This is a genomic window from Vibrio tubiashii ATCC 19109, assembly GCF_000772105.1.
GTDB lineage: Bacteria > Pseudomonadota > Gammaproteobacteria > Enterobacterales > Vibrionaceae > Vibrio > Vibrio tubiashii.
Map to the genome: position 1 here is coordinate 471,680 of NZ_CP009354.1, position 17,644 is coordinate 489,323.

General features: G+C 45.8%; 11 protein-coding genes. 8 read left to right on the top strand and 3 right to left on the bottom strand.

What is annotated here, in order from left to right; translation table 11 throughout:
• The first annotated feature begins 50 nt into the window (after window positions 1–50).
• The 8 genes from IX91_RS02340 to IX91_RS02375 all read left to right on the top strand — a co-directional run bounded on the left by IX91_RS02340 (window position 51) and on the right by IX91_RS02375 (window position 11,706).
• A complete protein-coding gene (locus tag IX91_RS02340) occupies window positions 51–2,339 on the top strand; it encodes a patatin-like phospholipase family protein (RefSeq protein ID WP_004742629.1) in 2,289 nt (762 codons plus the stop codon).
• A gap of 297 nt (window positions 2,340–2,636) precedes the next feature.
• Window positions 2,637–5,225, top strand: coding sequence for a bifunctional aconitate hydratase 2/2-methylisocitrate dehydratase (gene acnB / locus IX91_RS02345; protein WP_004742630.1), 2,589 nt, complete (start codon window positions 2,637–2,639; stop codon window positions 5,223–5,225).
• A 318-nt stretch (window positions 5,226–5,543) separates the two neighbouring features.
• The gene (locus tag IX91_RS02350; protein ID WP_004742632.1) at window positions 5,544–5,915 is read left to right on the top strand and encodes a YacL family protein; all 372 of its coding nucleotides are present in this window, start codon (window positions 5,544–5,546) and stop codon (window positions 5,913–5,915) included.
• Between the two features lie 188 nt (window positions 5,916–6,103).
• A complete protein-coding gene (gene glnK, locus IX91_RS02355) occupies window positions 6,104–6,442 on the top strand; it encodes a P-II family nitrogen regulator (protein ID WP_004742633.1) in 339 nt (112 codons plus the stop codon).
• Between the two features lie 26 nt (window positions 6,443–6,468).
• Window positions 6,469–7,698, top strand: a complete 1,230-nt coding sequence (locus tag IX91_RS02360) for an ammonium transporter (protein ID WP_004742634.1) — start codon at window positions 6,469–6,471, stop codon at window positions 7,696–7,698.
• 160 nt (window positions 7,699–7,858) lie between these two features.
• Entirely contained in the window at window positions 7,859–8,875 is a 1,017-nt protein-coding gene (locus IX91_RS02365; protein ID WP_004742635.1) for a Fe(3+) ABC transporter substrate-binding protein, read from the top strand.
• A 174-nt stretch (window positions 8,876–9,049) separates the two neighbouring features.
• A complete protein-coding gene (locus IX91_RS02370; protein WP_004742636.1) occupies window positions 9,050–10,675 on the top strand; it encodes an ABC transporter permease in 1,626 nt (541 codons plus the stop codon).
• Complete coding sequence (locus tag IX91_RS02375; protein WP_004742637.1) at window positions 10,675–11,706, top strand: ABC transporter ATP-binding protein; 1,032 nt, start codon at window positions 10,675–10,677, stop codon at window positions 11,704–11,706. The genes IX91_RS02370 and IX91_RS02375 overlap by 1 nt, the downstream gene beginning before the upstream one ends.
• A gap of 67 nt (window positions 11,707–11,773) precedes the next feature.
• Here the strand turns inward: IX91_RS02375 and IX91_RS02380 are convergent, their stop codons facing one another.
• The 3 genes from IX91_RS02380 to IX91_RS02390 form a co-directional block, all read right to left on the bottom strand.
• The gene (locus IX91_RS02380; protein ID WP_004742638.1) at window positions 11,774–13,186 is read right to left on the bottom strand and encodes a phosphoglucomutase/phosphomannomutase family protein; all 1,413 of its coding nucleotides are present in this window, start codon (window positions 13,184–13,186) and stop codon (window positions 11,774–11,776) included.
• A gap of 52 nt (window positions 13,187–13,238) precedes the next feature.
• Window positions 13,239–15,644: a GH36-type glycosyl hydrolase domain-containing protein gene (locus tag IX91_RS02385; RefSeq protein WP_004742639.1), complete on the bottom strand. Its 2,406-nt coding sequence runs from the start codon at window positions 15,642–15,644 to the stop codon at window positions 13,239–13,241.
• An 87-nt stretch (window positions 15,645–15,731) separates the two neighbouring features.
• Window positions 15,732–17,642, bottom strand: a complete 1,911-nt coding sequence (locus IX91_RS02390; protein WP_004742640.1) for a beta-N-acetylhexosaminidase — start codon at window positions 17,640–17,642, stop codon at window positions 15,732–15,734.
• Between the last annotated feature and the right edge of the window lie 2 nt (window positions 17,643–17,644).

Sequence of the window (17,644 nt, forward strand, 5' to 3'; positions counted from 1 at the left end):
AATGTCTGACAGTATAAACACAATATAAGCCCCAGAAAGGAACTCGAATTGTGAGAAAACTCGTTGGCTTCCTAGCATGTGTCATCGGAAGTGTTGCATTTAGTGCGGTCGCTCAGCCTGAAACGGAACAAGAAGTCAGACCTAAAGTCGCCCTTGTTTTAGCGGGTGGTGGCGCTAAAGGTGCCGCGCATATCGGCGTATTAAAAGCACTGGAAGAGCTAAGAGTTCCCGTCGACATCATCACTGGTACGAGTATGGGCTCATATGTTGGTGGCTTATACGCCACAGGTATGAGTGCCGACGAAATCGAGTCCTTTATTGATACGGTTGACTGGAATAGTGGTTACCGCGATCGGGTTGATCGCAGTCAACGCAAAGTTCAAGACAAAGAGTACGAAGACAGATACCAACTCACCACCGATCTTGGCTTAAGCTGGGGCGAAATACATGGTAAGCGTGGCATCGTTCAGGGGCAGGGGATGTTGAAGTTACTGCGTGAAACCGCTGGCAACTTACCCCCTTTTGAGTCGTTCGATGAACTCGCCATACCTTATCGCTCTGTGGCGACAGATATCATTGAGCTCGAACCTGTGGTTATTGATCATGGCTACTTGGTTGATGCCATGATGGCGAGTATGTCAGTGCCGGGTGCATTACCGCCGTATGAGCTTGAAGGTCGCTTACTTGTCGACGGTGGTGTCACCAATAACATGCCAGTCGACATTGCACGTGATTTAGGTGCGGATATTGTTATTGCGGTTGATATCAGTACTGAGTACAAAGATAAAGAAGACTTTACCACACTGTTTACCGTTGCCGATCAGCTCTCCAATTACCTAGTTCGCAACACGACCAATCAGCAAGCTGAACTGCTCACCGAGAAAGACCTATACTTACGCCCTGAAGTGGGTGAGATGGAAACGACTGAATTTGTGAAAATGCCTGAAGCATTCAATAAAGGCTATCAGGTAACTATGGAGAGCAAAGAGCTACTAAAGCGATACAGTCTCTCATCAGCGCAATATCAAAAGTACGTTGACCATAAAGAAGAGGTGCGTCGTAAGCTGCGATACGGAGACGAAATTACCGTCCAGAACGTTGTGATCAACAACAATACTCACTATGCCGATGAGCTGCTTGAACAACGGTTAAATTTAGAATCAGGCAATAAGTACAGCTTGTCTGAGGTCGAACAAAGCGTTCAAGACTTGTATGCTTTAGATCGTTTTGAGCTTATTAAGTACCGTTATGATGTCGTTGATGGTCAAGATACGCTAATTGTTGATGTTAATGAGAAATCATGGGGCCCTAACTACGTTAATTTTCGCTTCTTTTTAGAAGATGACTTTAGCACCGATAGCCAGTACTCGTTGGGTGTTTCGAGCAACTTTACCGACCTTAATGATTATGGTGCAGAGTTAAGAACCAATTTTGAAATTGGTACTGATAAGTTATTTGAGGCTCAGCTGTATACGCCATTTTTCTCAAGCCAGAAAGCCTTTACAACCTTTGGTATTACCTTTAACAGCGAAAAGCGAAATGTGCCGGATTCAGGTTTCGAAGACACAACGCTCGATGCTACCAAAAACTATTTCCCTTTAACCTACAACGAGTGGGTTGCAGAGTGGGCGCTTGGCTATCAAGACACGCTATGGCGACGCTTTAAAGTTGGTGCAAGATATGTTGATGGTGAAGGAGAGTTGTCGACCCTACCGTCTTATTTGGACTTAGACTTTAAACGCCTAGGTGTCTTTGCGAATTATCGAATAGATACTTTAGATAACTACAGCTTACCGCGCAAAGGACTCTATCTTAATCTCGATTACTTGATTTCACATGATGAAAGCGTTGGCGGAACGATTGAGACAGAGAGAGTCTACGAGGAAGATACCGCCTATGAGTTTGGGGCAAAAGTGATCGCTGCGCATACATTTTCTCGCCATACTTTGGTCGCAAATATTGACCTTGGTTTTGTAAACAATAAAAACTCATCCGTCCCGATTGATCCTAAAGAAATCGGTGGTTTTCTAAATTTATCGGGTATTCCACGTAACAGTCTGATTGGGCAGAATAAAGTATTTGGTAGCCTCGTTTATCGTTATCGTTGGTTTGACAATGACTTTGGATTGTTCACTTCACCATTCTATGTTGGTGCTTCATTAGAGCATGGTGGTGTTTGGTCGGACCCTGATCTTGGTATTGATGATGCGCCTTTGTATACCGCTGGCTCAGTGTTCGCGGGGGTGGACTCTCCGATAGGACCAATAATGTTTGGTTATGGCCGTACTGAGCAGAACTTTGATTCGGTTTATCTAATTATTGGCACAACATTTAAGTAACTTGAACTTCATTGGCCACCACAATATCCCGTTCTTAATGAGTGGGATATTGGCTGAATTGACATGCAAAATCATAGAACTTTAGTCTTAAGTTGCTATGTTGGTCAAAATGATGAGATTTTAATTTAACGTTAAATTTGCTATTCTACCGCCCACAGTTTGGCCTCTCGGCACTGTTTCTCAGTCAGCATTGAATGAAAAATATGGCAAGGAGAGCCAAGTTTCCAAGGATGTTCACTCCCTTATTCTTTGAATAAATAGCATAAGAGGGAGGAACCGCAATGAGAGGAAAAAGTCGTGCTTGAAGCCTACCGTAAACACGTCGAAGAGCGTGCTGCTGAAGGAGTTGTTCCTAAACCACTAGATGCTGAGCAAGTTGCCGGCCTAGTTGAACTTCTTAAAACCCCACCTCAAGGTGAAGAAGCATTTATTCTTGACCTACTAGAGAATCGTATCCCACCAGGTGTTGATGAAGCTGCTTACGTAAAAGCAGGTTTCCTTACGGCTGTGACTAAAGGTGAAGTGGACTCGCCGCTAGTCAGCCGTGAAAAAGCAGCAGAACTGCTTGGTACCATGCAGGGCGGTTACAACATCGCTCCATTGGTTGATTTGCTAGATGATGACGCACTCGCGTCAATTGCCGTTAAAGCACTTTCACACACGCTACTGATGTTTGATGCTTTCTACGATGTAGAAGAGAAAGCAAAAGCAGGTAACACATACGCACAGCAAGTTCTTCAGTCATGGGCTGATGCTGAGTGGTTTACCTCGAAAGAGAAAGTGGCTGAAAAAATCACCGTTAAAGTATTTAAAGTTACTGGTGAGACAAACACCGATGACTTATCTCCAGCACCAGATGCCTGGTCTCGACCAGATATTCCAGTTCACGCCAAAGCGATGCTGAAAATGGAACGTGATGGTATCAATCCTGACGAGCCAGGAAGCGTTGGTCCTATCAAACAAATCGAAGAGCTACAAAAAGACGGCATTCCACTAGCATATGTGGGTGACGTTGTTGGTACGGGTTCTTCACGTAAGTCAGCAACTAACTCTGTACTTTGGTTCATGGGTGAAGATATCCCATTTGTACCAAACAAACGTACCGGTGGTATCTGTTTGGGTGGCAAGATTGCACCAATCTTCTACAACACGATGGAAGACTCAGGTGCACTACCAATCGAGCTAAATGTTCAAGACATGAACATGGGTGATGTGATTGATATCTACCCATATGAAGGTGTGGTACGTAAAGACGGCGCAGAGATCTCGAACTTCGAACTGAGCAAGGTATTGCTTGATGAAGTACGCGCTGGTGGACGTATTCCATTGATCATCGGTCGTGGCCTAACAAGCCGTGCTCGTACTTCTCTTGGTCTAGAAGAAACGGATCTGTTTGCTAAACCAATTGATCCGTCTGCGTCAGATAAGGGTTACACACTAGCTCAGAAGATGGTCGGTAAAGCATGTGGCGTTGAAGGTGTTCGCGCTGGTCAATACTGCGAACCTAAGATGACAACAGTAGGCTCTCAGGATACAACGGGTCCAATGACGCGTGATGAGCTAAAAGACCTTGCGTGTCTTGGCTTCTCGGCTGACCTAGTGATGCAGTCATTCTGTCACACATCTGCCTATCCAAAACCAGTAGACGTAAACACTCACCATACGCTACCTGACTTCATCATGAACCGTGGCGGTGTGTCACTGCGTCCGGGTGATGGTGTTATTCACTCTTGGCTAAACCGTATGCTTCTTCCTGATACAGTAGGTACAGGTGGTGACTCGCATACTCGTTTCCCATTAGGTATTTCATTCCCTGCAGGTTCTGGTCTCGTTGCATTTGCAGCCGCAACAGGTGTTATGCCACTTGATATGCCTGAATCAATCTTGGTTCGCTTTAAAGGTGAAATGCAGCCGGGTATCACGCTACGTGATTTAGTTCATGCGATTCCTTACTACGCAATTCAGCAAGGTCTATTGACGGTTGAGAAAGCGGGTAAGATCAACGAATTCTCTGGCCGCGTACTTGAAATTGAAGGTGTTGAGCACTTAACTGTTGAGCAGGCGTTTGAGCTATCAGATGCATCAGCAGAGCGTTCAGCAGCTGGCTGTACCGTGAAACTATCTCAAGAGTCAATCGAAGAGTATCTAAACTCGAACATCACTATGCTTAAGTGGATGATCTCGGAAGGTTACGGTGACCGCCGTACAATCGAGCGTCGTATTACAGCGATGGAAGAGTGGCTAGCGAACCCTGAGTTGATGGAAGCAGATGCGGACGCAGAGTACGCTCATGTGATTGAAATCGACTTGGCTGATATCGATCAACCGATTCTATGTGCACCAAATGACCCAGATGATGCTCGTCTTCTATCTGAAGTTCAGGGCACAAACATCGACGAAGTGTTCATTGGTTCATGTATGACTAACATTGGTCACTTCCGTGCGGCAGGTAAACTACTAGAGCAATTTGGTGGTCAGTTAGATACTCGACTATGGGTTGCGCCACCAACGAAGATGGACCGTGATCAGCTAACCGAAGAAGGCTACTACGGCATTTACGGTCGTGCGGGTGTTCGTATCGAAACTCCGGGCTGTTCACTATGTATGGGTAACCAAGCACGTGTGGCAGATAAAGCGACAGTCATGTCTACATCGACACGTAACTTCCCTAACCGTTTAGGTACTGGTGCGAACGTATACCTATCTTCAGCAGAGCTAGCGGCTGTAGGTGCAATTCTAGGTAAGATTCCAACTAAGGAAGAGTACTTAGAGTACGCGAAGCAGATCGATGCAACAGCAGCAGATACCTACCGCTACTTGAACTTCCATAAGATGGAAGATTACACCAAGAAGGCGGATGAGGTTATTTTTCAAGAGCCTGCATAATTAGCTCTGGAACACTGAATAGATGACTAAGCGCCCACCGAAAGGTGGGCGCTTTTTTGTGGGAGCGCCCCTAGGAAATCTAGATCGCTTCGCTGCTAGAAAACTGGAACGGACTTCGTCCTACTGGAGGTGGGTGTTGATAGGAGTTGTTCCTTAAGAGATATAATAAATCAGCTCTCCAGCTCTCCAGCTCTCCAGCTCTCCAGCTCTCCAGCTCTCCAGCTCTCCAGCTCTCCAGCTCTCCAGCATCTCGCTTCCCGACTCTCTACCCTGTATACTCCCGCCCATTAAGTTAGACAGAACCACAAGAGGCGCCCTATGGAATTCGAGTTTATTAGAAACACTTTAATGGGCGAATACTATGTGAAGTCCAGTATGGGGCACGAAATTGTTGCACGCTGGCTGCAGGAAGAAATTGGCAAGGATTGGCAGAAAATTGAGCGCGTTGATGATCTAATTCGCAAGGCACGATCTAATCCTCAACAAGAGCATAGCTTAGAAGGCACTGAAATTTTACTGATGATTCAAGGTGATGAAGTAACGGTTCAAGAGAATGTGCTTGCTCATGGTCAAGAGATGGACGCAGAGAGTGAGTTTGATTTTTATGACAGTGAAAGTACAGCAAGCTGCGGACTGGAAGATTTTGAAGATCTTATTGAACAGTGGAAGACCTTCCTTACGACCAAGTAATGCACTTTTGTGGTGAGTCATCTTAGGCTTGCTTTAAATTTGTGAATAGGGCGCACCGAATTGGTGCGCCCTTTTTGTTTATGGAGCAATGTTTATTGCTTGTTTTTATTTAAATCAATAACTTAACAAGTTGGCACGCACCTTGGATTACTAATAAACAAAAGGATGACAGCTTCAGAGAGGATGCGATGAAACTTATAAATGCGATTATTAAACCGTTCAAATTAGACGATGTTCGTGAGGCCCTAGCCGATGTTGGTATTGAAGGGATGACAGTATCAGAGGTTAAGGGTTTTGGCCGTCAGAAAGGTCACACTGAGCTATACCGTGGTGCAGAATACCAAGTCGACTTTCTACCTAAGGTGAAACTTGAAATAGCGACTCAGGCAGAAAACGTTGACCGAGTGATTGAGGCGGTGTCAAAAGCAGCGCACACGGGAAAAATCGGAGACGGAAAAATTTTCGTTTATGACCTCAGCCAAGCGGTGCGTATTCGTACCGGTGAAATGGACGCTGAAGCGCTTTAAGAATTCAAAGGACTGGAGACAATAAGATGGAATTAACAACTACAGTAACAGAATTACGTTACGCACTAGACACCTTTTTCTTCCTCATTTCGGGTGCGTTGGTAATGTGGATGGCAGCAGGTTTTGCCATGTTAGAAGCGGGTCTGGTTCGCTCAAAGAACACTACTGAAATTCTAACTAAAAACATCTGTTTATACGCGATCGCTTGTACTATGTATCTGATCGTTGGTTACAACATCATGTATGTTGATAATGGTGAAGGCGGTTGGCTACCATCATTTGGCGCACTGATTGGTACTCAAGGAGAGGGCGCTGACCATTCGCTAGAGTCAGACTTCTTCTTCCAGGTTGTGTTTGTTGCTACAGCCATGTCAGTTGTGTCAGGTGCTGTTGCTGAACGTATGAAGTTATGGTCTTTCCTTATCTTCTCGGCGGTACTAACAGCGTTTATCTACCCAATGGAAGGTTACTGGACTTGGGGCGGTGGTTTCCTATCAGAAGCGGGCTTTAGTGACTTCGCAGGCTCAGGTATCGTTCATATGGCAGGTGCAGCAGCCGCACTAGCAGGTGTTCTACTTCTAGGTGCGCGTAAAGGCAAATATGGTAAGAACGGTGAAATCTACCCAATTCCAGGTTCAAACATGCCTCTAGCAACGCTTGGTACTTTTATCCTATGGTTCGGTTGGTTCGGCTTCAACGGTGGTTCTCAGCTAATGGTCTCTGATTTTGAGAATGCAACTGCAGTGGGTCAAATCTTCCTTAACACCAACGCAGCAGCAGCAGCGGGTGCCATTGCAGCGCTACTTGTCTGTAAAACAACTTGGGGTAAGGCTGACCTTACTATGATTCTTAACGGCGCATTGGCAGGTCTTGTCGCTATCACGGCTGACCCTCTATCGCCTTCACCACTTTACGCAGTAGCAATTGGTGCAGTATCTGGCGCGCTAGTGGTATTTAGCATTATCGGTCTAGACAAGCTTAAGATTGACGATCCTGTAGGTGCTATCTCAGTGCACGGTGTATGTGGTTTCTTTGGTCTGATGGTTGTGCCACTAAGCAATGGTGATGCAACATTTGGTGCACAGCTTCTAGGCGCCGCGGTAATCTTTGCTTGGGTATTTGGTGCAAGTCTAGTGGTATGGGCTGTGCTTAAAGCGACAATTGGTATCCGAGTTTCAGAAGACGAAGAGATGGAAGGTATGGACATGCACGATTGTGGTGTCGGCGCTTATCCAGAATTCGTAACAGTGAAGTAATTACACTAGATGTGACGTTACATATAGTTACAAATAAAAGTATCAAAAACCTGCTCTCTAGAGCAGGTTTTTTTGTTTCGTGTCATTGTTTTCTAAACTATGATGAATATAATAACGCAACTGATAAACGTTATCATTACGAAGTTAAAGGACTGAACCAATGAAAAAACTGCTGACTCTTTCTGCATTAGCTTGCGCGACAATCGCACCTACAGCGGCAATCGCTGCAGAAGAAGTGAACGTATACTCTTACCGTCAACCTTTCCTAGTTGAGCCAATGTTCAACGAGTTCACTAAAGAGACTGGTATTAAAGTAAACGTTAAGTTTGCTAAGAAAGGTCTAGCAGAGAAGCTAGCTCAGGAAGGCGAATACAGCCCAGCAGACGTGATTCTAACTGTAGATATTAGCCGTCTATCTGAACTGACTAAGAAGAACCTAGTTCAAGCTGTTGAAAGCGAAGTTCTAGAGAAAAACATTCCAGCTCAGTACCAAGATACTGACAATGAGTGGTTTGCTCTAACAACTCGTACTCGTAGCGTTTACTCTTCACGTGATCGTGTTGGTCGTCTAGGTGAAGATTTCACTTACGCTGATCTAGCTAAGCCTGAATTCAAAGGCAAAATTTGTACTCGTAGCGGTAAGCACCCATACAACGTATCTCTAGTATCTGCAATGATTGCTCACGAAGGCGAAGCGGCAACGAAAGAGTGGTTAGAAGGCGTTAAAGCTAACCTAGCACGTAAGCCACAAGGTAACGACCGTGCTCAAGTTAAAGCAATCAAAGAAGGTCTATGTGACGTTTCTCTTGGTAACAGCTACTACCTAGGCAAGATGGTTAACGATGCAGAGCAAAAAGCTTGGGCTGATGCCGTTTACATCAACTTCCCTAACCAGAAGTCAACAGGTACACACGTAAACATCTCTGGTATGGCGATGGCTAAGTACTCTCCAAACAAAGAGAATGCAGTGAAGCTTATGGAGTTCCTAGCAGGTGATAAAGCGCAAAGCATGTACGCAGAAGTGAACTACGAGTACCCAGTAAAAGATGGCGTTAAGCGTTCTGAACTGGTTGCGTCTTGGGGTGATTTCAAGCCAGATACTATTTCTCTAGATGATGTTGCTAGCCACCATGAAGCTGCGATCAAACTACTAGACGAAGTTAAATTCGACCTATAATAGTTTTTGGTGAGTCATAGACTCATTAAATAAGCACAGCCTCAAGTCGCTCTTTTTGTAGGGTTACTTGAGGTTGTTTGTTTATAAGGGTATAAATACCCTAAACTATTAAAGGGATATGAGAGGTATTTGCAAACGCATTTATATTTCATAAATCCTGGTTGTAAGTAGGCGATGAAAGAAAAAAATTATTTATGGAAAACCAGTAGCGGAGCGCTCGCTTTGCTACTGGTTTTGCCGATCTTAGCGATATTCATGACTGCTGTTGGCGAAACCAATGAGCTTTTTACTCATTTGATGTCAACGGTAATGCCGACTTACGCATTTAATACCGTGGTTCTAGTCGCCGGTACTATGGCACTGTCTCTTCTTTTTGGTATCCCTTCCGCATGGATAATGGCGATGTGCCGTACCCCTGGTGAGCGCGTTTTGCAATGGGCGCTGGTGCTTCCTCTTGCGATGCCTGGTTATATCGTAGGTTACATTTTTACAGATTGGTTCGACTTTGCAGGGCCTGTGCAAATATTACTGCGTGATTTGACCGGGTGGGGACCAGGTGATTATTGGTTTCCAGACATTCGAACTTTAACTGGCGCGATTATTGTTCTCGCCTTAGTGCTTTATCCTTACGTATACCTGCTATGCCGCGCAGCATTTATGGAGCAAAACGTTTCTCTGCTCCAATCGGCGCGACTTCTGAAGTGCTCGCCGTGGGAGAGCTTTCGCCGTATTTCTTTACCTTTAGTCAGACCGTCTATTGCCGTCGGACTTTCGCTGGTGGCAATGGAAACCATTGGTGATTTTGGTACGGTCAGCTATTTCGCAGTTAATACCTTAACCACAGCGGTCTATGACACTTGGCTTGGTTACTCAAGCTTAACTGCCGCAGCGAAAATCTCAGCGATAATGTTGGTTGTCGTGATTCTATTACTTAGCTCAGAACGCTATAGTCGCCGTAAACAAAAACTGTTTCAAAATCAGTTTAGTAGCCGAGAAGACTTCCGTTATCAGTTAGTAGGTTGGAAAAAATGGCTAGCCTTATCTTGGTGCTGGGGGCTTGTTTGTGTTGCCTTTATCTTCCCGCTAGGCCAATTAATTATCTATGCGTACAAATACTTCGCTCAAAGCTGGACGGCGGAATTTCGCGAGTATGCGCTCAATAGCTTGTATGTTTCGCTCACTGCTGCGGTGATTGGTGTTGTGGTCGCACTGATTGTTAACTTCTGCCAACGCGTTAATCCTGGGCGTAAGAGCCTCGCATTTATGCGCTTATCCTCAATGGGGTACGCGGTGCCAGGAACGGTGCTTGCTATTGGCGTGATGGTTCCGGTGCTATTCATGGACCACTTAGTCAATGACATTGCTAAGTTTATGGACTGGGGCAGACCTGGGCTAATTTTTTCTGGTTCCATGTTTGCGTTGATCTTTGCCATGGTGGTGCGTTTCTCAGCCGTTGCTATCGGCAGTATTGAAAGCAGTTTAAGTAAAGTCTCTCCTTCACTGGACATGGCATCAAGAACCATGGGGTGCAGCGCCAATGCCATGCTTTGGCGCATCCACTTACCACTGGTACGTAGAGGGGCTTTAATCGCGGGACTATTAGTGTTTATCGAGTCAATGAAAGAGCTTAATGCAGCCTTGCTGCTGCGTCCTTTCAACTTTGAAACCTTAGCCACCTATGTTTATAACTTTGCCTCTGACGAGCATCTAGAACTAGCGGCAATGCCCGCCGTTCTATTGGTCTTGGTCGGCTTAGTGCCTTTAGTTATTGTTAACCGTTCACTGGAGCATTCCCACTAATGAGCTGTGCATTATCAATCAAAGACTTAACGTGTAAATACGATGAGCAAACGACAGTGCTTGAGTCGCTATCGCTAGAAGTTGAGCAAGGTGAAATTGTTTGTCTATTAGGGGCGAGTGGGTGCGGTAAAACAACTCTGCTCAAAGCGATTGCTGGTTTGCTGCCTTTAAGCTCGGGCACTATGAGCCTGAACTGTATGACTATTGATGATGGAGCGAATTGGCTCCCACCAGAGCAGCGTAACATCGGTATGATTTTTCAAGATTACGCGCTGTTCCCTCACCTAACGGTGGCTGAGAATGTTGCTTTTGGTCTACGTAAACTATCGCTTAGTGAGCAAAAAGCTAAAGTTGAAGAGATGCTAGCCTTGGTCCACTTGGATGGTTATGGTGAGCGCTATCCTCACCAACTCTCTGGTGGTCAACAACAGCGCGTCGCAATAGCACGTTCTTTGGCGTATAAGCCAGATCTCTTACTGCTCGATGAGCCGTTCTCAAACATTGATACTCAAGTGCGTCATGAGCTTATTGCTCAGATCCGCAAGATCTTTAAGAAGCAAGGGGTAACGGCGATATTCGTTACTCACAGCCGTGAAGAAGCGTTTGCCTTTGCAGACAAGATGGCTGTGATGAATCATGGCGTGATAGAACAGTATGGCACAGCAAGTGAGCTCTACTATCAACCATCAAGCAAGTTTGTGGCAGACTTTTTGGGTGGTGGTAGCTACTTAACGGCTAAGCGTTCTTCTGAGTCTCAGTTTGAAACTGAATTAGGCTTGGTTGAAGCCACTGCGCAGCAGCATATTCAAATTGGCGATCATTGTGAGCTCCTGCTTCGACCTCAGCATGTGCAGATCAGCGCGGCTGAAGAGAGTACAGTCACTGTGCTAGAACAACAGTTTATGGGTGATCACTGCCGTTATGTGATTGATGCTAGTGGTAGTCGATTATTAGCAAGCTCAGCAGAGCCTCTGACCATAGGCCAGCAGGTGTCGGTTAAGGTTGAGACCCAAGGTGTGCTCGCTTTCTAGCTAAAAAAGTGCCCGGCTTAGTCGCCGGGCTAATTGTATTCACCTATAGGGAAGTGAATTCAGTTAATTAGAGTTGTAAAAACGCTTTAACTTGTTGTACGACCTGTTCGGCGGTCTCTTTGTCTGCCATTTCTGCAAAGATACGTAGTAGTGGTTCTGTACCCGAGAAGCGCGCAATTACCCAACCACCATTCTTGAAGTAGACCTTAGCGCCATCTTCATAGCTCACCTTATCTATCTCAAACTCAAAATCAGGCAATTGTTTTTCAACGTAAATACGATTGTAGAGCACCTCTTTTTGGGCTGGTTTAAAGGTACAGTCTCCCTCAGCGGTATAGGCATAGCCATACTTGCCATATATCTCATCCAGTAGCTCTGACAGTTTCTTGCCAGTCACAGAGATCATTTCAACCAATAGGCTAGAGGCGAAAACGCCGTCTTTACCCTTGATGTGTCCACGGATGGTAAGGCCACCAGAACTTTCACCGCCAATCAGCGAATCATCGGCTTCCATTTGTGAACTGATATGTTTAAAGCCTACCGGCACTTCAAATGATTTCTCACCATGATCAGCGGCGATCTTATCGAGAATATGCGTAGTGGCAATATTACGAACCACGGAACCTTTCCAGCCTTTGTACTCTAGTAGGTAGTAGTAAAGCAGGATCAGCACTTCGTTAGGATGAATAAAGTGGCCTTTTTCATCGATGATGCCTAAACGGTCAGCATCACCATCGGTTCCGATACCAATGTCGTACCCTTCGGCGGCCACAAGGTGTTTTAGCCTATACAAGGTCGCGGCACTCGGTGAAGGCATCAAACCACCAAAATCTGGGTTCTTACCATCATTGATCACATCGACATCACAACGGCCGTTAATCAGCACAGTTTGCAGCGCGTTTTTTGCCACACCAAACATAGGGTCGATCAAAACACGCAAGTTGGCTTTCTTAATTGATTCAATGTCGATGAAGTTAATGATCGAATCGACAAACTCGTTCATTGGGTTGATGACATCGATCAGTTTGTCTTCAACCGCTTGGTCGAAATCAACCGACTTAACCTGCTCAGCACTTAGCTGGCTAATTTGCGTTTCGATCTTTTCAGTGATGATTTCATCAGCGTCACGCCCGCCTTGAATAAAGACTTTGATACCATTGTAGTCGGCTGGGTTGTGTGAAGCGGTGATACAGGCAGAGTAGGCGCAGCCCATCTCTTTGGCCTTAAACATCACAATTGGCGTTGGAACGAATTTGTCGATAAAGCTGACGGTAATGCCGTTTGCAGCTAAAACCTCTGTAAACCAGCGACCTGCTTTATCTGATAAAAAGCGACGGTCGTAACCAATTACGAATCCTTTTTCAGCCACTTGCTCTTGATTGATGATGTTGGCCAGAGCTTGAGCCACTAAGCGAACATTGTCTTTAGTGAACTCTTCGCCAATGAATGCGCGCCAGCCACCTGTTCCAAATTTAATCATAGTGATAATCCTTTAAGTAAAAGAGCCTCTCGAAAGAGGCTCATTGCTGGCGTTAACCAAGAACAACCACAACGTCGTTGATACTGCCTTCCGCTTGAACTGGAACAGCGCCTGTCACTGCTTGTCCGTTAACCGTGATCGACTTGACCCCTTTGCTTACTGAGTTTGGGTTTTCGACCTTGATGTTGTATGTCGCACCTAACCACTGACGAGTGACTTCAAAGCCAGGCCAGTCAGTTGGAATACATGGATCTATGGTTAAGCCATCAAAACCGGTACGTACACCTAAGATGAAGTTGGTTACCGCGAAGTAAGCCCAGCCCGAAGTGCCCGTCAACCATGGGTGATTAGCGCGACCATGATCTTGGTGATCACGTCCCATAATGAACTGCACGTATGAGTAAGGTTCAGCAATGCGCTTTTCTATGATGTCATTTTGGTTGTATGGGTTGAGCGCATCGTAGAATTTCATTGCGCGGTTACCACGACCAAGTTTCGCTTCAGCTACCCACGCCCACGGGTTTGGATGCGAGAAGATAGCGCCGTTTTCTTTTACGCCCTGGTATACACGGGTGACAAAGCCGATATCATCGTTCGGTGTTGCAAATGAAGGGGCGTTAAGATGTAGACCGTATTCTGAGAATAGGTTCTCATCTACCGCATCCATCGCTTTTTCACCGCGCTCTTGCGATACCGCGCCTGATAGAACGGCAAGAGTGTTAGACTCTAAGTGGATACGGCCTTCGGTCTGTTGTGCAGTACCAATCTTATCGCCATTTTTGGTCAGGCCACGGATGTACCAGCCACCTTCATCATCCCAAAGGTGCGTTTCACACGCTTCACGAACATTGGCCGCCATTTCGGTGTATTTCTCTACATCTGCATCGCGACCTAAGTATTTGGCCAGGTCGATGAACTCTTGCAGAGCCCAGAAGTGGAGGAATGAAACCATCGAGGATTCACCGCCACCTAGGTTTAGACAGTCGTTCCAGTCGGCACGTAAACCTTTACAGATACCGGTTTGACCGACATATTCCGCCGAGAAATCGAGTGCGGCTTTCATATGCTCGTAAACTGATGCGTCTCCGCCGTCAGCGTAAGGAATGACTTCCTCGAAGAAACTATGCTCGCCAGTTTCCATCACGTACTTACAGATGGTAGGAACTAGCCATAGATGATCATCTGAACAAGTATCTTCAATGCCGTGGATCTTATCTTCATCAGATGGTGTCGGAACTACGGTTGGAGATTTTGAAGGCTCAACATCTGCTTTTTCAGGATCGAACCAATCAGGATCAAATAGGTGTAGACCGTAACCAGCCTTAACTTGACCACGTAGAAGATCAACAAGACGTTTACGTGTCATTGCCGCATTTGAATGTGGGACTGAAATCGCGTCCTGAGCAGTATCTCGGTAGCCCAGACCAGTACGTCCGCCGACTTCAATGAAAGAAGCAAAGCGAGACCAAACCACACAGGTTTCAGCTTGGTATAGAGTCCAAGCGTTGATCATAGTATCTAAGCCTTCGTTCGGCGATTTGACTTGGAACTTAGCACAGCGCTCGTCCCAGTGCGCTTTAATGCCTGCAAACGCAGCATCGACATTCGCGAGGTCTTGATACTTTTCACGTAGACGTTCGCCATTACCTTTACCGATACCTAGAATGTAAGCAAAGCGTACTTCTTCGCCAGGTTGGATGGTGAACTGCTTGTGTAGCGAACCACAGTGGTTGTAACAAGTTTGCGCGCTGTTGGTACATTTACCTTGTTCAACGGCAATTGGATTTGCTTCGTCACGGTATAGACCTAGGAAGCTATCACGTTGACCGTCGTATGAGTCAGGGTCGAATGTAGAGGCTAGGTAGTAGAAGCCTTCAAAGTCGTTGGTGTTGTAGTACAGGTCATACTCAATCACGCCATCTTTGTACTCAGTTCCTGCTGAGTACAGTGACATTTGGTGGTTCTGATTGTCAGACTGAATGTGGCTGAATGAGAACTCAACAAATGAGAAGGCACTGATAGTACGTGGCTTATCAGAAGTGTTTTTAATCACAACATCCCAAACTTCCGCATCTTCGCCTTTTGGTACAAAGAGCGTTTTTGTCGCTTCGATGCCGTTGTAATCACACTTGAACTTTGAATATGACAAACCGTGACGCACTTCATAGCTTGCTTCATCTAAGCTTTTCGCCACCGGCTGCCATGAGATTGACCAGTAATCGCCAGTTTGATCATCGCGCAGGTAAACATAGTGACCCGGGCGATCAAAAGTTGCGTTAGGACGGAATTTGGTAACACGGTTATATTCAGGTGAGTTATAGAATGAGTAACCCCCTGCATTGTGCGAGATGACAGTACAGAACTTCTCTGTGCCTAAGTAGTTAGTCCATGGCGCAGGTACGTCTGGTCGAGTGATGACGTATTCACGATTGTCGTTATCGAAATAGCCGTATTTCATGTTGATTTCCTTTTTACCAAGCTGCCATTTTAGCAGCCAAAAATTTAAGCTAGTGAAAACCGCGAATGCTCACCATTCGCTCCAGTGTTATTTCCACGGTTGACGGTAGTTAATGTCTTGCCTGTCGAGTAAAGGTAAATGACCTTTTAACCGTGCTAAATAGTCTTCCCAATCTCGTTCGGACTTCTCTGTCCAACAAGCTTCTGCCATGGCAGTGAGCCTTGGGAAAACCATGTAATCCATGCGATTTTGCTGTGTGATGATTTCGCTCCATAGTGCGCACTGAATACCCAAAATTCGTTTTCTTATTGGGTCGTTATCAGGGACTTGCGCTAATGGCTCATAGCGGTAAGCATTTTCGAGAGGGATAACCGCTGCCCAATCGACCCCAGGTTCCTCTGGGCTGTAGTCTTGGGTCATATCTAAATAAGTCGATTGACCCGGCTGTAAAATGACATCAAAGCCTTGTTTAGCGCAGTTGAGAGCAGCCTCTTCACTGAGCCAAGAGTATATGACAGTGTCTTTGCTCACTTTATTGCCGTGTTGAGCTTCTTCCCAGCCCACCATGCGTTTACCCAGTGAGCGAAGCTTTTTCTCCGCATAACCTAGAAGATGACCTTGGAGCTCTTTAGCGCTCTGATAACCCTTCTCTTGCATCAATTTCTGACAGGCTGGGCTTTCTAGCCATACGCCATCAGGTACTTCATCGGCACCAATATGAACCCAAGGGGAGGGGAATAGCTCAGCAACTTCTTGCAAAACCTTGTCGAGGAACTCGTAAGTGCCAGCAAGGGCTGGCGAGAGCACATTGTCGTTGTAGTGCTGAATACTGCGATATTGAGAACGATCATTCGGATCTTGTAATAGCTCAGGTAAAGACTTGATCGCCGCACGACAGTGACCTGGAATATCGATCTCTGGAATTATGTTGATCCCGCGTTCGTCCGCGTAAGCAATCACTTCTTTGACTTCTTCTTGGCTGTAATAACCGCCATAGGTGTCAGCTAGGTGACTGTACTGAGGTTCAAGCGCCGTCCCAACTCCGCGGTAGCCGCCAGTCTTGGTTAACGCTGGTAGCGCTTTGATTTCCAGACGCCATCCTTCGTCATCGGTTAGGTGCCAGTGGAAGGTATTAAATTTGTAATGGGCGAGTTGATTGATTAAACGCTTCACCATCTCAACTGAGTGAAAGTGGCGAGCACAATCCAACATCATGCCGCGATACTTAAAACGTGGCGCATCAACGACTTTAATACACGGGAGAGATAAGTTGTGGTCTTCATCTTGCTCAATTAATTGCAACAAGGTTGCGCTGGCATGAACAAAACCAGAGCGAGAGCCTGCTTCAAGTCGAACGCCCGCGCCACTCACCGTAAGTTGGTACTCACCTTCATCAAGAGTCGGATTATTTCGATAAACAATCTCGCTATGACCTATGGTTTGAGCTTTAAAATCAAACAGCCTTTCTAGCTCAAGCTGCAGCCATGTTGCGGCTTTCTCGGCTAGATTAGCTTGCAAAGTAATTTGACTAGAGCGAGTCAGTTGGAACTTACCATCAAATAGCTCGACCTTATTTGGCTTTGGAATTAGCGCAATTTCAGGCCTATCAACACTAGGTAGCTCAGCGCGTTCACGATATGGTGAGGCAAGAGCTATCGGGGTGAGGAGCACCTGATGCTTCTCTTGCCCATCATTAGCGATAATGACCGCGTCTTTTAGACCGTCTGTATAAAAGCGAAGAGGGGCAGTGTTAATGCTGAACTCACAGTAGTAGTGCTGATTTGCTTCAAGAACTTGTATGTCAGGTTTGACGGTACAGAAACTACCAACTTGTTTGATTTCTCCATGAGTGAAGCTATCAGGCAAGATAAAGCGATCAATGATGAACTGCAGTTGCCAGTTGTCGAGTGATTGCTCGGTAAGGTTATGCAAAGTTAAACCAAAACGGCAAAACTGCTTTTGTTCGGATAGGACAGCAAGTTCTACGCGAAAGCTCATAA

Excerpts from the sequence above, each read along its gene's own strand:
- IX91_RS02350 (WP_004742632.1), top strand. The coding sequence starts at position 5,544 with ATGGAATTCGAGTTTATTAGAAACACTTTAATGGGCGAATACTATGTG.
- glnK (WP_004742633.1), top strand. The coding sequence starts at position 6,104 with ATGAAACTTATAAATGCGATTATTAAACCGTTCAAATTAGACGATGTT.
- IX91_RS02360 (WP_004742634.1), top strand. The coding sequence starts at position 6,469 with ATGGAATTAACAACTACAGTAACAGAATTACGTTACGCACTAGACACC.
- IX91_RS02365 (WP_004742635.1), top strand. The coding sequence starts at position 7,859 with ATGAAAAAACTGCTGACTCTTTCTGCATTAGCTTGCGCGACAATCGCA.
- IX91_RS02370 (WP_004742636.1), top strand. The coding sequence starts at position 9,050 with ATGAAAGAAAAAAATTATTTATGGAAAACCAGTAGCGGAGCGCTCGCT.
- IX91_RS02375 (WP_004742637.1), top strand. The coding sequence starts at position 10,675 with ATGAGCTGTGCATTATCAATCAAAGACTTAACGTGTAAATACGATGAG.
- IX91_RS02380 (WP_004742638.1), bottom strand. The coding sequence starts at position 13,186 with ATGATTAAATTTGGAACAGGTGGCTGGCGCGCATTCATTGGCGAAGAG.
- IX91_RS02385 (WP_004742639.1), bottom strand. The coding sequence starts at position 15,644 with ATGAAATACGGCTATTTCGATAACGACAATCGTGAATACGTCATCACT.
- IX91_RS02390 (WP_004742640.1), bottom strand. The coding sequence starts at position 17,642 with ATGAGCTTTCGCGTAGAACTTGCTGTCCTATCCGAACAAAAGCAGTTT.